Here is a 14,399-nt window from a genome sequence, read left to right on the forward strand (position 1 = left end):
CGGATGGACGAGAAGGCACAGCTCCTCAAGCACCTCGGCGAGGTCCAGCAGTCCCTGCTCTGGAAGGTGGAAGGGCTGAGCGACGCGGAGCTCCGGCGGCCGATGACGGACACCGGCACGAATCTGATCGGCATCGTCAAGCACCTGACCGGCATCACCTACGGCTACCTTGTCTCGGCGTTCGGGCGGGAGCGGGAGCCGTTGCCGATCGAGGATGACGAGGAGCTGTTCTTCGGTCTGGATCTGTGGGCCAGGCCGGACGAGTCGACGGAGGAGATCGTCGCCGTCTACCGGCGTGCGTGTGCGGCGGCAGCGCGGACGATCGAGGAGCTTGACCTCGACACGTCCGGCACACATCACTCCGGTTCGAGCGTCACGCTGCGGGAGATGGTGTTGACCGTGCTGCTCGACACCACTCGGCACGCGGGGCACGCGGATGTCGTGCGGGAGCTGATCGACGGGCGGGTCGGGAGTCGTCCCGGAGACCCGATGTCGCCGGACGATCCGGAGTACCTGCGGATGTACCGGGCACGGATCACCGGCGAGATCGACCGGGAGACCTGGATGGCCTACGTGAAGAGCCGGCCCGACTACGACCCGTCAGTCTGGCGGGAACATCGTGCGCGGCAGGAGGCTCAGAGCCAGGGTGGTAGTGGCTCCGCCGGGCGACCGTCGGATGTGAGCACCTCCGAGTAGGACCGGCCCGCTAGGTACGCCGCGAGTTTCGGGAGGGGCGCGGTGACTGCCGGTACGTCGCCGCGCTTGGCGCGGATGTCTTCGCAGAGAGCCTCGAGGAAGTCGGCTGGGAGGTCCGCGAAGGTTACGCCGGTGTTGAGGTCGACGGCGTGGATCATGACCTCGCGGCTGCGCATCCAGGGAATCTGGGTGGCTGGGACCGGATGACCTTGGGCGGTGCGGATCGTGGCGTTCCACTGCTCGGAGCTCAGCGTGGCCATGGCCTCGTCGAGTATCGCGGCCGACGAGTCGAACCAGCTCCGCAGCTCATCGGCCGGGCGGAGGGCGGCGGTTTGGATGGCGGTGTTGCGGGCTTCGGGGGATGGGTACATCGGGCGTTCTTCGCCGGTGTGGGCCCAGTGGACGAGGTTGCAGAGGGCCTCGGCGTTGAGGGAGAGGTGGGCTGCCACGTGGCGGCGTTTCCAGCCTGGTAGCGCGGACGGTGCGTCCAGGTCGACCAGTGCTTCGCGGCACTTCGCCGTACCTTCGTCGATCCAATCGTCAACCCGGGCCATGAGGGGAACGTAGCCGACGACGGCGCGGGTTCTTGCAGCGGTGGGGTGTTGTGGTGAGACTGACCGGATGAAGGAGGGGACCCCGCCATGGTGACGTCGATCGGGGTGGTGGGACCGTCGGACCTGGTCACCTCCACCAGCCGGATCCTGAAAGGGCTGCGTGGGGTCGAGATCATCCCGCTGCGGTACCGGCGGGAGACCGATACGCCGAAGGTGATGGCCAACGCGCCGGGCAGTGTCGACGCGTGGTTGTTCACCGGCGTCGTCCCGTACCAGATGGCCGCCGCGCAGGGCCTGCTCGACCGGCCGGCCGCGCACGTCGAGTACACCGGCGCCACGCTCATGCGTGCCCTCGTGCAGCTGCTCAGCGAGGGCCGCGACGTCACTTCGCTCAGCATCGACGTGCTCGACGAGGCGGAGGTCCGCGAGACGTTCGACGAGGTCGGGCTGCCGACGAGCGGCGTACGTGTGCTGCCGTACCGTCCCGGGCTCAGCCTCGAGGAGATCCTCGAGTTCCATCACGAGGCCCGCGCGACCGTCGCGATCACCTGTCTGCGCTCGGCGTACGAGAAACTCCGGACCGAGCAGACCACGCTGCGGCTCGCACCGTCGGTCCACTCGGTGCGCAGCGCGGTGAACAGTCTGTTGCTCGTCCATGACGCTTTGCGCAGTGACGATGCGCAGATCGCCCTCGGCCTGGTCGAGATCTCCCCCGACGCCGAGAGCGCCCTCCGCCGCGAGGCCGGCTCGCTCGGCGGCAGCGTCATCCGGTACGACGACAAGCGGTGGCTCGTCATCGCCACCCGCGGACCGCTGGAGCAGGCGACGGCCGCGTTCACCGAGCTGGGCATGCTCACCCGGTTGAAGGAACAATTCGGACCAGTCCGGATCGGGTTCGGCATCGGCGGATCCGGCACCGAGACCGAGGCATTGGCGCGCCGCGCTCTCGGCCGGGCGAAGACTGCCGGCCGTACGGCGGCGGTCGTGTCGTTGCGCAACGACATCGATCTCGTGCTGGTTGGCGGGGCAGCACCCCGCGCTCAGCAGCGGTCGAAGCTGCAACTGCTCGCACAGCGCGCCGGACTCTCGAAGGCGACCCTCGAGCGGCTGCAGGAACTCGTCCACGCCACGCCCGACGACGGTCTCACGACCCGCTCGGTCGCCGACTACCTCGGCATCCAGCCGCGTACTGCGCGCCGCGTCCTCAACCGCCTCGAACGCGCCGGCCTCGCCGACGCCACCGGCACCCAGCTCGGCACCGGCAGCGGCCGCCCGCTGGTCGTCTATCGCGTTCATCTCTGATTATTTCCCGAGTAGTTGACGCACTGACGCACGTCCGGCTAATTTCAGCCATGACCGTAATTCAGTGCGCACTGTCCCGGGAGGCCTTGTGGACAAGCGAATCGCACGGGGATTGATCACTGCACTCGTCATCTGCGCAGGACTGGTGTCCGTTTCAACTCCAGCCGCTGCCTCTATTCCGGACGTGACCGAAAGTCCAACGGTCACGAACCTCGGTCCGGCGTCGGCCGTGACCTCCACGAGCGTCGCCGAGCAGGTCGGCGACCGGATCTGGACCATCACCTCCGGCGTCTCGCCCGTCCAGGTCGGCGCGTTCGACCCGGTCAGCAAGACCGTCGACCGCAAGTTCTCGCTGCCTACCGGCGCCGGCGCATGGGCGATGACCCACCTCGGCACCGATCTGTACATCGGCCTGTACACCCCTGGCGACGTCTACCGGGTCGACACCACGACCGGTGCCGCGACCAAGGTCACGCAGTTCGGCTCGTTCATCTGGTCGATCGCCGCGACACCCGACGGCAAGATCGTCGCGGGCACCTACCCGGACGGCGCCGTCCACGAGTACGACCCGGCCACCGGCGCCACCAAGTCGTACGGCGCCGCCGTCGCGGGCGAGCAGTACGTCCGCAGCATCGCCGCCGACGCGACCACGATCTACGCGGGCGTCGGCACCAAGGCACACCTCATCGCGATCGATCGCGCGACCGGCGAGCGCCGCGACGTACTCCCCGCCAAGTACGCCGACCGCACCTTCGTCGCCACCCTCGCATTGGACGGCACGAAGCTCGCCGCAAGCCTGTCCCCCACCGGGACCATGCTCGTCTTCAACACCGCCGATCTGAGCAATCCAGTCGAGGTCCAGACGCCCGGCGGCGACCAGTACATCACCGCGATCACGATCGACGGCGCCGACATCTACCTCGGCACCAGACCGTCCGGCACGCTCTACCGCTACCGCGACAACACGCTGACCACAATCGGTTCGCCGTACGACGGCGCGTACTTCAACCGGATCTTCGTCGACGGCTCGGCCATCCGTGCCGAGCTGACCAGCCAGGTCGTCGACTTCGACGAGGCGACCGGGGAGTTCACCGGCACCGACCTCGGCCAGGCGGGCCTCCCGCCCGCGCCCGAGCAGGCGATGGCGATCGCCGCGACCTCGACCTCCGTGCTGGTGAGCGGCAAGGCCGGCATCCAGGTCCACGACCTCGCCACCGGTGCCAGCACACGCACGTTCCTCCCCGGCGAGGCGAAGACGCTGACCCCGGTCGGCCGAGACATCTACCTCGGCGTCTACACGCTGGCCCGCCTGTGGCAGATGAGGCCCGACGGCTCCGACCTGCACGAACTCGGCCAGGTCGGCAACGAGCAGACCCGCCCGACCGACTCGGCGTACGACGCCCGGTCCCGCACCTGGCTCATCTCCACCGAGCCCGACTACGGCAAGTACGACGGCACACTGGTCGAGCAGCACCTGAGCAACGGCCAACGTGAGGTCCACCGCGGCGTCGTACCGCAGCAATCGGTCCGATCGGTGACCACAGCGGACGGCATCGCCTACCTCGGCGGCGCGACCCGGAACAGCCTCGGCACCGAGCCGATCTTGCCCGAGGCAACCGTCGTCGCCTACGACCTGCGCCGCAACAAAACCCTATGGGAAAACGCTCCGTTGTCGAAGGCGCAGAGCTTCAGCGATCTCGTCGTCTACCGCGGCCGCCTGTACGCGACGACCGATGACGGCCGACTCGCCGTGCTCGATCCGCGCACCGGCAAGCTCGTCGACAGCGCTACGCTCGGCACCGGTCAGAGCCGGCTGACGATCGCCCGCTCCGGCCTGTACGGCACTGACAACCAGCGCGTCTTCAAGATCACGCCGGCCCTGCAGATCACCACCGTGGTCGACAACCTCGGCGCCCAGATCTACAGCTACCCCTTGATCACCACGTCCCACGACGGCGACGCGCTCTACACGATCAAGGGCCGTGACCTGGTCCGGATCGGAGGACTCCGATGATCATCTCCCGTCGTACGGCGCTCGCCGGTGCTCTGGCCGGCACAGCTGCCGGCACCCTCGGCGCCCGGCCCACCACCGCTCACGCCGAGGACAGTCCCATCGACGGATCCACGCTGCCCAGCGCCGGTCCCGCGGTCGTGACGGCTGCCGTCGTCGCGATGGCGGTGCACGACGGCCACGCCTACGTCATCAGCCGCGGCATCGTCCCGCCCCGGCTGACCGAGATCGACCTGACCACCCGCCTGGTGACGAGGACCGTCGAGCTGCCGACCGGCGAGGGCGGCTGGGGCATCACTGTTGCCGGAGGCAAGGTCTACGCCGGGCTCTACCCGGTCGCCGACGTCTACTGCTTCGATCCCGCCGACGGCTCCATGACCAAGGTCGGGACGCTGGCCGGCGCCGGCGGCTTCGTCTGGGACATGACAACGGCACCTGACGGCCAGGTATTCGCGGTCAGCTATCCGAACGGCGCCGTCTGGCAGATCGACCCCACGACGAACACCCCGACCCAGCTCGGCGCACCGGTCGCCGGCGCGCAGTACGGACGGTATGTCGGTGCCGCGGGCAACCATGTGTACGCCGGGATCTACACGCCGTCGCAGCTGGTCGGGTACGACCGCAGTACGAAAGTCTTCCGGGATCTCACGCCCGAGATGTCCCGCGGGCAGAACTTCGGCCCGTTCGCGGCGACGGACGACCGGATCTTCGTCGGCAGCAGCCAGGCGGTGCTCAGCATGGCGCTCGACGGCACCGACGTCCGCAGTACGCCGCTCCCCCAAGGCGAGACCGGCGTCGACGCGATCACCGTTGCTGCTGACGGCACGGCATACCTGACGACTCGGACCTCGGGCGCAGTGTGGAAGTGGGCGCCGGAGGGGCTTGTCGCGGTGGCGACACCGGCGCCGCAGGACGAGCACCGCAAGCTCGAGTTCCTCGATGCGACCACGCTACTCGGCGCGACCGGGTCCGGCGTGCTCTGGTGGCTTGACGTCACCACCGGTGCGTTCGAACTGCTCGACCTGATCGACGCCGGGTTCACGCCGGCGCCGGACAAGCCGCAGTCGATCGTGCTCGGCGACCCGCACTTGTACGTCGGCGGTCACTGGGTGATCACCGAGCATGCCGGTGACACGACCCGTCGCCTCCGCGTCGCGGGCGAGGCGAAGACGCTCACCTGGGTGCGCGGCGAGCTGTACTCCGCGTTGTACCCGAGCACCGAGGTCGTCCGCGTCAACCCACGCACCAAAGAGGTCCACAGCTTCGGAACGATCGATCACCAGCAGATCCGTCCCTGGCAGGCGGCGTACGACGAGAAGTCGAAGCTCCTCGCGATCGCCTCGGCGCCCGGCACGGGGAAGCTCACTGGCGCCCTCACGCTACTGGACGTGCGCACCGGCGAGCTGGACGTGCACTACGGGATCCTGCCCGACCAGAGCGTCATGACGGTCTCGATCGTCGACGGCATCGCATACCTGGGCGGGGACGTCGTGGGCGGTGGTGGCATCACGCCGACCCGCACCTCGGCCGCGATCGCCGCCTTCGACCTCTGCCGGCGCGAGCTGCTCTGGACCGTCGAACCACTCGCCGGCGAACGATCCATCCAGAGCGTCGCGGTCCACGACGGGATCCTGTACGGCGTACTGAAGCGTACGAGCGGCGGCTGGTTCCGGTACGACCTGCGAACGAAGACCGTCGTACGCGGTGAGAACAAGCTGTCCGGCTACGGCCAGCTCCACACTGACCGGACCGGCGTCTACTGTGAGACAAACTTCGGCGGGAACCTGTGCCAGCTCGGCCCCGGCCCCGCGAAGCTGCTGGTGAACAACCTGGGCGACGGCTGGTACACCGTCCCGCAACTGACCCCGGTCCGCGGCACCCGGCACAGCGTCTGGGGCCTCGCGGACCGCGACCTCGTCCAACTACCGTTGCCCTAAGCAAAGGATTCCGATGGAGAACAGTCAGCTTGCAAGGGACGGCGGTACGCCGGTGCGGGCGGAGCCGCTGCCGTCGGTGATGAACGCCAGCGGCCGGCGGTTCGGTGACGACGAGGTCAAAGCGGTCGAGCGGGTGCTCCGCAGCGGCATGCTGTCGGCCACCTGGGGCACCGAGGTGCCCGCGCTCGAGCTGGAGTTCGCCTCGCTTCTCGGCGCCGGGTACGCCGTCGCCTGCAGCTCGGGTACGGCGGCCCTGCACCTGGCCGTCGCCGCGGTGAACCCCGCGCCGGGTGACGAGATCATCACCACGCCGATGAGTGACATGGGCACCGTCTTCCCGATCATGATGCAGAACGCCGTACCGGTGTTCGCGGACGTCGACCCGATCACCGGGAACCTGACGCCCGAGACGGTCGCGGCCGCGATCACGCCGCGGACCAAGGCCGTGATCGTCGTCCACCTGTTCGGCAAACCCGCTCGGGTGCGCGAGCTGCGCGAATTGTGCGACCAGCACGGGATCCTGCTGATCGAGGACTGCGCGCAGGCGTACCTCGCGCCGGTCGGCGACTCGTTCGTCGGCCGGATCGGGCATATCGGCTGCTTCAGCTTGCAGCAGACCAAGCACATCAGCGCCGGCGACGGTGGGCTCACGGTCACCGACGACGCGCAGAAAGCACGGCGGATGCGGCTGTTCGCGGACAAGGGCTGGCCGCGCGACACCGACGAACGGACGTACCTGTTCCTCGCGCTGAACTACCGCATGACCGAGCTCGTCGCCTCGGTCACACGCGCCCAGCTGAATCGACTCCGCGGCGTCATCGAAGACCGTCGTACGGCGGCTCTCCGGGCGACCGCCGCCATCGAGGACCTGGCCGGCCTCACGCCGCCACCCGACGGACACGACCACGTGTACTGGCAGTACCCACTGATCATCTCCGAATCGGCCGGCGACATGCGTGAATGGGCCGCCGCTCTGACGGCCGAGGGCATCCCGGCGAACGGCGGGTATCTGACCAGCCCGCTGTACGCCGCGCCCGCCGTCCGCGAGCGGATCACGTACGGCGATTCCGGGTTCCCGCTGCAGGACGTTTCGTACCCGGTCGGCCTGTGCCCGAACTCGGAGGAACTGATCAACAACCGCCTCCTCGTCCTGCCCTGGAACGAGAACTACACCCAATCCGACGTCGACGACATCGTCGCGGCGATCCGCAAGGTGCACAAAGCTTTGGCCCGGGAGGCCTCATGACCGACACTCCCCTGCTGCTCGACTGCGACATCCTTGTCGGGCACGAGGTGACGACCGGGCGCTGGGGACCGCCCCAGAAGGTGCGGGAGGTGCTCGAGGCGAGCGGGATCTCCGGCGGGGTCGTATCCGCGCTGCGGGCGGTGCACTTCGACGTACCGTCGGGGAACGACGAGGCACGTAAGGTTGCTGAAGGCAACGGGTGGACATTGTGCCCGGTGCTGGACCTGCGCGATCCGTTGGGCGCCGAGAAGGAGCTGGAGCGACTGCTGTCGGGTGATGCTCCACCGCGAGCGGTGCGGTTGGCGCCGACCGCGCAGAGTGTGGAGCCGAGCTTCCCGTCGTTCGGCCATGTCGTGCAGCTGCTGGTCAACGCCGGCGTCACGATCTTCACCGAGGGCGACGTACGCAAGGTCGGACCGGCGCTGCGCGGGCTCGGGGCGCGAGTGGTCTTCCTCGACACGCACTTCTACTACCTCGGCGACTTCGTGATCCTGGCCCGCTCCGAGCCCGGCTTCCACACCTCGACCCGGATGCTCACCGGCCCGGACTCGCTCGAGATCGTGGCCGCGGAGGTCGGCGCGGAACGGCTCGTGCTCGGTTGCCGGACGCCGTTCCACGAGACCCGCTCGGTAGTCCGCCGGCTGCTGACGTCCAAGCTCAGCCCGGACGAGATCGCGCAAGCCGGCAGCCGCAGCCTCACGACCCTCCTGGAGCCCGCATGCTGATCGACGTACACGCCCATTGGGGTCCGTGGTTCTTCTCGATGGACACCGCGAGCATCGACGTCAACCTCGACCTGATCGATCGCTTCGGCATCGACCTCCAGCTGGTCTCGTCGATCGAGGGCATCGTGTACGACGCCCCGCTCGGCAACCGCTCGCTCGCCGAACAGCTCCCGGTCGACGAGCGGCTGCGCGGCATGATCGTCGTCGACCCGCGCCGCCTCGACGAGGCCCGGACCGACCTCGACGTCCTGCTCGCCGGTGACGGGCGGTCGCGGTGGGTCGGCGCGAAAATCCACAGCGAATACAGCCGTACGCCGATCAGCTCGCCCGCGATGCAGGCCGCGATCGAGCTCACCACGGAGTACGGCCTGCCCACCCTCGTACACACATGGGGCGACACGGTCGTCGATCTGGCCGATGTCGCGGCCCGGGTGCCCGAGGCGCGGGTGCTCGCCGGTCACATGGGCGCGAACGGCTGGCCGCGGGTGCCCGAGGCGGCCGACCGGTCCGACCGGATCTGGTTCGAGCCGTGCTGGTCCGCTCCGGAGGCGAACCGGATCCGCTGGATCCTCGACCGGATCGGCCCGAGCCGCCTGATGTTCGGGACCGACGCGACGTTGATCGACCCGTCGGTCGCATTGGGCGCTCTAGAAGCCGCCGATCTCACCCCCGCCGAACACGAGGCGATCACCCACCGCAACGCCACCGACCTCTTCGCCCTCTGACCCCCGTCCACCATCTGAGGCGCCAACCCCACCGCAACGCCACCGACCTCTTCGCCCTCCGACCCCCGTCCACCATCTGAGGCGCCAACCCCACCGCAACGCCACCGACCTCTTCGCCCTCCGACCCCCGTCCACCATCTGAGGCGTCAACCCCACCGCAACGCCACCGACCTCTTCGCCCTCTGACCCCGGTCCACCCGTGAGGCGCCAACCCCACCGCAACGCCGCCGACCTCTTCGCCCTCTGACCCCGGTCCCTCCGCCATCTGAGGGGTCAACCCCTCAGATGGCGGGTTGACCCCTCGGATTCTGACTGCCTAACCCACCAGCTCAGGGGTTGACCCCTCAGATGGCGGAGGGACCGAGGCGGGGACCGGCGGGTCGGGCGGCGGCGGGTGGTCGGACGGCGGCGGGTGGTCGGACGGAGCGAGGCGGGGGCCGGTGGGTCGGGTGGGTCGGCCGGGGGCGGGTGGTCGGACGGCGGCGGGTGGTCGGACGGAGCGAGGCGGGGGCCGGTGGGTCGGGTGGGTCGGCCGGGGGCGGGCGGGTCGGGCGGGGGCGGGTCGGGTCGGGCGCGTGGGGTCAGTGCGGGGTGACGAAGACGAGGATGTCGTGCTCGGGGCCGCGGACCTCGGGCTCCTGCCAGCCGAGGTGGCGGTAGAAGGCGATCGCGTCGTGGTTCTGGTTCCAGGCGAGCAGCCAGGCGCGGGAGCGCTCGCGGGTGGCCGTTTGCAGGAATGTGCAGCGTTCAGTTGGTCGGCGCCGGCTCGAGGTCCGCCGGGATCACCGCGGGCGCGGTGATCACGGGATCGGGTGTGGACGCGATCGTCTCGAGCTCGGTGCGGAACTGCGGCAGCATCCAGCGCAGCGGCTGGTCCAGGACGCGCGCGATCGTTGCCTCGTCGACCCGGAGCAGGTCGCCGATCCGGGCGAGCGCGTCCGGCTCGTCGGTGGCGGCGTACAGCAGGTGGACGACCTCGTGCCGGTGCGCGAACACGGCGAGTGCCGCGGCGGCCAGACCGGCATCGATTTCGGGCGGACTGGTGATTTCCCCGTTGACTGTCACGACAACCTCAACCCGTCAGAACCATGATCGGTTACGTGTCAGTCTTTCCAGCCGACTAGCTCGGGAGCCAGGAAACCTTTCCGAGCAGGTACGTCGCACCGATCAGCGCGCCGGTGTCGATCAGGGTGTGAGCGACCACCAGCGGCATGACGCGGCCCCAGCGGCGGTACAGATAGGTGAAGATCACGCCCATGATCACGTTGCCGGCGAAGCCGCCGAGGCCCTGGTAGAGGTGGTACGAACCGCGGACAAGCGAACTCGTCACGGTCGCCCGGCGCACGGACCAGCCGAGTTGGTCGAGCCGGTGGTTGAGGTAGCCGAGCACGATGACTTCCTCGAGTACGGCGTTCTGCGCGGACACCAGGATCAGGATCGGGATCCGCCACCAGTAGTCGGGCAGCTGCGACGGGTCGACGGTCAGGTTGGCGCCGGTCGCGTGTGCACCGATGTAGAACAGCAGGCCGGCACCGCCGATGACCGCGGCGATCGCCGTACCACGCCAGAGATCCCGGAACCGGTCGCGCAGGTCGAAGCCGATCGTCCGCATCGTCTCGCCGCTCCGGGCCAGAAAATGCCCGACCAGCGCCACCGGAACCAGCGCGGTCACGATCGCGAACACCTGCCAACTCAGATCGAGCCAAGGCCGCCCTGGCGCCCGCGACCCAACGATCACCGCCGTCTGCCCACTGATCGGCTTCGAGGAGGTCAAGACACCAGCGAACGAAATGACCGCCGCCACACCCGAGGCCCCCAAGGACAAGGCGAGCACAAGCCAAATCTCCTTGGTAAGCACCCGCCGGCTAACGCCGACGGGTGCTGAAGGTGGGGATGCCTCGTCCGTTTTCCCGGTGGTGGCGGGCGCGCTCGGTCCAACTACGGTCGCCGAAGGTGCCTCCTCCCCACCCGCAGGCGTCCGCTCCCCACCCGCCGACGCGGGCGCCGCAGCCGTCCGCTCCCCACCCGCCGACGCGGGCGCCGCAGGCGTCCGCTCCCCACCCGCCGAGGCAGGCACCGAAGGTGCTTCCGCGCCGACCGGGGTGGTGGGGTCTTCGGCGGGGCTCGTCATGGTTCAACTATCTCGCGGCAGGCCAGAGAGGAGGTTCAGGAGGTGGGTGAAGAGATCGCCCGGGTCGGCGTCCAGGTCGTACTGCGACTGGACTTGTAGGCCGTCGGACAGCGCGATGAGCAGCGTGGCGATGGTTTCCGGGTCGGCTGACGGGGTGAACGTGCCGGCTGTCTGACGGGCGCGGACCGCGTCGGCGAGGGAGGCGCGGATGCCGGCGTAGCGATCGACGAAGTAGCCGTGGGAATTGTGGTCGGGGTCGCCCGCCTCGGCGGAGAAGGTCGAGTAGAGCTCGACCAGGCCCGGGACGGAGCCGTTGTGGCGAACCGCCGCAGCCAGGAGGTCGATGGAGTCTGCGACGTCGGCGAAGCGGGAGCGGTCCGCCTCGTCGCGGGCTCGCAGTACGGCCTCGAACAGCTTCTCCTTCGAGCCGAAGTAGTGCAGCAACCCCGCCTCGCTGAGCCCGACTGCGGCGGCCAGTTCACGCGTCGACGTCTTCCGGTAGCCGTGCCGCGCGATCACTTCGAGGGCGGCCCGCAGGATCTCCTCGCGCTTCGCGACACCCTTCGCATACGGACCTCTGGAAGTTGCCATAGCCAAAACCTAGCATCACTCGGTTTTCGCACGTACAGTCTTCGCCATGAACTTCGACGACCTGCTCGGCCGGCTCACCCTCGAGGACAAGGTCCGGATCCTCACCGGCCAGGACTTCTGGTCGACCTACGCGCTCCCCGCGATCGGCCTCCGCTCGATGGTGCTGTCCGACGGCCCGAGCGGCGTCCGCGGTCCGGTCTGGGACGAGCGCGACCCGTCGCTCAACCTCCCGTCCGCCACCGCTCTCTCGTCCTCGTGGGACGTCGAGATCGCCCATCGGTACGGCGTGGTGTCGGCGCTCGAGGCCCGCCGCAAGAACGTCGACGTCGTCCTCGGGCCGACGATCAACCTGCACCGTTCCCCGCTCGGCGGCCGGCACTTCGAGGCGTTCAGCGAGGACCCGGTGCTGACCGCGGAGCTCGCCGCGGCGTACGTCGCCGGCGTCCAGGAGCTCGGCGTAGGCGCCACCCCGAAGCACTACGTGGCGAACGACTTCGAGACCGACCGCTTCACCGCGAACGTCGTGGTCGACGAGCGCACGCTCCGCGAGGTCTACCTGCTCGCGTTCGAGAAGGCCGTGACCGAATCGAAGGCGTGGCTGGTGATGAGCGCGTACAACTCGATCAACGGCGCGACCGCCTCCGAGAACGACCTGCTCGAGACCCCGCTCAACACCGACTGGGGCTTCGACGGCGTCGTGGTCAGCGACTGGACCGCCGTACGCAGCGTCGAGAGCGCGAAGCACTCCCAAGACCTCGCAATGCCCGGCCCGATCGGCGCCTGGGGCGACGCGCTCCTCCAAGCCGTCCGGTCCGGCGAGGTGAAGGAGGACGCGATCGACCGTAAGGTCCTCCGCATCCTCGCGCTCGCCGCCCGCGTCGGTGCCCTCGAAGGGTACGAGAAGCCGGCCGACGTGCCGCAGGTCGACGGCGTCGCCTTCGCCCGTACGGCGGCCGCCGAGGGCACCGTCCTGCTCACCAACAAGGACGAACTGCCATGGGGCGAGCTCCGACGCGTCGCCGTGATCGGTCACAACGCCCGCGACGCCCGCACCCAGGGCGGCGGCAGCGCGACCGTCATCCCGTCGGCCGTCGTCTCCCCGCTGGACGGAATCCGCAACGCGCTCCCGAACGCCGAGGTCACCTACTCGATCGGCGCCGTCGTCCAGGAGGGCGTCGCCGAGTTGCCACCGGCAACCATGACCAATCCGCAGACCGGCGAGCGCGGCGCCCGCGTACGCTTCCTGGCCGCCGACGGCACCGAGCTGTACGCCGAGGACCGCTTCTCCAGCGCACTCGTCTACCTCGGCGGCGATGCACCGATCGCCGAGTCCACCGTCTTCGAGTTCCGGACCAGCTGGACCCCGGTCGAATCCGGTGCGATCAAGCTCGGCTTCGCCTCGGTCGGCCGCGGCCGGATCTTTGCCGACGGCAACCTCCTGCGCGAGGACACCGCGGTCCCGGTCGGCTCCGACCTCGGCGCCGCGCTGCTCTCACCGCCGTCGATCTCGACACCGCTCGACGTGACCGCCGGTACGCCGGTGGACATCCGCGTCGAGCTCGATCTGCCCAAGCTGGAAGGCGGTCTGAGCAACGCGTTCGGCATCGTCGTCGGCGTCGAGCCGAGCAACGACGACCCCCAGGCCTTGATCGACGAGGCGGTCGCGGCGGCCCGCGCGGCGGATGTCGCACTGGTTGTCGTAGGCACCAATTCGAAGGTCGAGTCCGAAGGTTATGACCGTACGTCGCTCGCGCTTCCCGGCCGTCAGGACGACCTCGTCCGTGCGGTCGCCGCGGCCAACCCCCGTACGGTCGTCGTGGTCAACGCCGGCTCCCCAGTCCTCCTCCCCTGGCGGGACGACGTGGCGGCCACGCTGGTGACGTACTTCGGTGGCCAGCAGTACGGCGACGCGCTCGCCGACGTACTCCTCGGCCGGACCGAGCCCGGCGGTCGGCTCCCGACCACCTGGCCGCGCGCGCAGGAGGATGTCCCGGTCATCGACGTCACCCCGAAGGACGGCGTCGTGCGGTACGACGAGGGCATCCACATCGGCTACCGCGCTTGGCTGAAGGCGGGCACCGAGCCCGCGTACGAGTTCGGTCACGGTCTCGGCTACACCACGTGGGAGCTGTCCGACCTCCGTGCCAACGACCCGACGTCGGTCGCGCTGACCGTCCGCAACACCGGCGACCGCCCCGGCAAGCACATCGTCCAGGTGTACGCCGAACGCGCCGACAGCACCATCGATCGCCCGGCGCGCTGGCTGGCCGGCTTCGCCGTCGTACGCCTCGACGCCGGCCAGGCCCGCGAAATCACGGTCGCCTGGCACGAGCACACATTCGAGCACTGGGCTGTTGCCGAAGAAGGGGCAGGCTGGACCACCGAGCCCGGCATCTTCACCCTCCGAGCCGGCTCGTCCGTGTCGGATCTCGCACTCACCGCCGAACTGGAGATCCTGCGCTAGCTGCCCAGCTGGGCGAG

12 protein-coding genes are annotated in these 14,399 nt (G+C 69.2%); 8 read left to right on the forward strand and 4 right to left on the reverse strand.

From position 1 onward, the window contains the following. Positions 1–3 precede the first annotated feature (3 nt). Entirely contained in the window at positions 4–696 is a 693-nt protein-coding gene (locus EV653_RS13305) for a DinB family protein (protein ID WP_134102262.1), read from the forward strand. Here the strand turns inward: EV653_RS13305 and EV653_RS13310 are convergent. Then, positions 636–1,250 (reverse strand): maleylpyruvate isomerase family mycothiol-dependent enzyme, encoded by a 615-nt coding sequence (locus EV653_RS13310; protein WP_134102265.1) that lies wholly within the window; start codon positions 1,248–1,250, stop codon positions 636–638. The two genes, EV653_RS13305 and EV653_RS13310, sit on opposite strands and share 61 nt — an antisense overlap. A gap of 87 nt (positions 1,251–1,337) precedes the next feature. Between EV653_RS13310 and EV653_RS13315 the strand changes: the two genes are divergently transcribed. The 6 genes from EV653_RS13315 to EV653_RS13340 all read left to right on the forward strand — a co-directional run bounded on the left by EV653_RS13315 (position 1,338) and on the right by EV653_RS13340 (position 9,196). After that, positions 1,338–2,552, forward strand: coding sequence for a helix-turn-helix domain-containing protein (locus EV653_RS13315; protein WP_134102268.1), 1,215 nt, complete (start codon positions 1,338–1,340; stop codon positions 2,550–2,552). 184 nt (positions 2,553–2,736) lie between these two features. Continuing rightward, positions 2,737–4,566 carry an outer membrane protein assembly factor BamB family protein gene (locus EV653_RS13320; protein WP_134102271.1) on the forward strand — a complete coding sequence of 610 codons (1,830 nt, stop codon included), beginning with the start codon at positions 2,737–2,739 and terminating at the stop codon, positions 4,564–4,566. Next, positions 4,563–6,500 (forward strand): hypothetical protein, encoded by a 1,938-nt coding sequence (locus EV653_RS13325; RefSeq protein WP_134102273.1) that lies wholly within the window; start codon positions 4,563–4,565, stop codon positions 6,498–6,500. Before EV653_RS13320 ends, EV653_RS13325 begins: the two co-directional genes overlap by 4 nt. 13 nt (positions 6,501–6,513) lie before the next feature. Beyond that, entirely contained in the window at positions 6,514–7,746 is a 1,233-nt protein-coding gene (locus EV653_RS13330; protein ID WP_134102276.1) for a DegT/DnrJ/EryC1/StrS family aminotransferase, read from the forward strand. Next, the gene (locus EV653_RS13335) at positions 7,743–8,471 is read left to right on the forward strand and encodes a hypothetical protein (protein WP_134102279.1); all 729 of its coding nucleotides are present in this window, start codon (positions 7,743–7,745) and stop codon (positions 8,469–8,471) included. The genes EV653_RS13330 and EV653_RS13335 overlap by 4 nt, the downstream gene beginning before the upstream one ends. Beyond that, the gene (locus tag EV653_RS13340) at positions 8,465–9,196 is read left to right on the forward strand and encodes an amidohydrolase family protein (protein WP_134102282.1); all 732 of its coding nucleotides are present in this window, start codon (positions 8,465–8,467) and stop codon (positions 9,194–9,196) included. Before EV653_RS13335 ends, EV653_RS13340 begins: the two co-directional genes overlap by 7 nt. A gap of 747 nt (positions 9,197–9,943) precedes the next feature. Here EV653_RS13340 and EV653_RS13345 read toward each other — a convergent pair. From EV653_RS13345 to EV653_RS13355, 3 genes are all read right to left on the reverse strand, one after another. After that, complete coding sequence (locus EV653_RS13345; RefSeq protein WP_134102285.1) at positions 9,944–10,261, reverse strand: hypothetical protein; 318 nt, start codon at positions 10,259–10,261, stop codon at positions 9,944–9,946. A 55-nt stretch (positions 10,262–10,316) separates the two neighbouring features. Beyond that, a complete protein-coding gene (locus EV653_RS42055; RefSeq protein ID WP_238159707.1) occupies positions 10,317–10,970 on the reverse strand; it encodes a CPBP family intramembrane glutamic endopeptidase in 654 nt (217 codons plus the stop codon). A 360-nt stretch (positions 10,971–11,330) separates the two neighbouring features. Next, positions 11,331–11,918: a TetR/AcrR family transcriptional regulator gene (locus EV653_RS13355; RefSeq protein WP_134102292.1), complete on the reverse strand. Its 588-nt coding sequence runs from the start codon at positions 11,916–11,918 to the stop codon at positions 11,331–11,333. Positions 11,919–11,964: 46 nt separating this feature from the next. On the opposite strand from EV653_RS13355, the gene EV653_RS13360 reads away from it, so the two are divergent. Next, positions 11,965–14,382, forward strand: a complete 2,418-nt coding sequence (locus EV653_RS13360; RefSeq protein WP_134102295.1) for a glycoside hydrolase family 3 protein — start codon at positions 11,965–11,967, stop codon at positions 14,380–14,382. Positions 14,383–14,399: the final 17 nt, after the last annotated feature.

The organism is Kribbella pratensis, assembly GCF_004365355.1.
Classification (GTDB): Bacteria; Actinomycetota; Actinomycetes; order Propionibacteriales; family Kribbellaceae; genus Kribbella.

What these genes read in the sequence shown, in the direction of transcription:
- EV653_RS13305 (WP_134102262.1), top strand. Translation starts at nt 4, where the DNA reads ATGGACGAGAAGGCACAGCTCCTCAAGCACCTCGGCGAGGTCCAGCAG.
- EV653_RS13310 (WP_134102265.1), bottom strand. Translation starts at nt 1,250, where the DNA reads ATGGCCCGGGTTGACGATTGGATCGACGAAGGTACGGCGAAGTGCCGC.
- EV653_RS13315 (WP_134102268.1), top strand. Translation starts at nt 1,338, where the DNA reads ATGGTGACGTCGATCGGGGTGGTGGGACCGTCGGACCTGGTCACCTCC.
- EV653_RS13325 (WP_134102273.1), top strand. Translation starts at nt 4,563, where the DNA reads ATGATCATCTCCCGTCGTACGGCGCTCGCCGGTGCTCTGGCCGGCACA.
- EV653_RS13330 (WP_134102276.1), top strand. Translation starts at nt 6,514, where the DNA reads ATGGAGAACAGTCAGCTTGCAAGGGACGGCGGTACGCCGGTGCGGGCG.
- EV653_RS13335 (WP_134102279.1), top strand. Translation starts at nt 7,743, where the DNA reads ATGACCGACACTCCCCTGCTGCTCGACTGCGACATCCTTGTCGGGCAC.
- EV653_RS13340 (WP_134102282.1), top strand. Translation starts at nt 8,465, where the DNA reads ATGCTGATCGACGTACACGCCCATTGGGGTCCGTGGTTCTTCTCGATG.
- EV653_RS13355 (WP_134102292.1), bottom strand. Translation starts at nt 11,918, where the DNA reads ATGGCAACTTCCAGAGGTCCGTATGCGAAGGGTGTCGCGAAGCGCGAG.
- EV653_RS13360 (WP_134102295.1), top strand. Translation starts at nt 11,965, where the DNA reads ATGAACTTCGACGACCTGCTCGGCCGGCTCACCCTCGAGGACAAGGTC.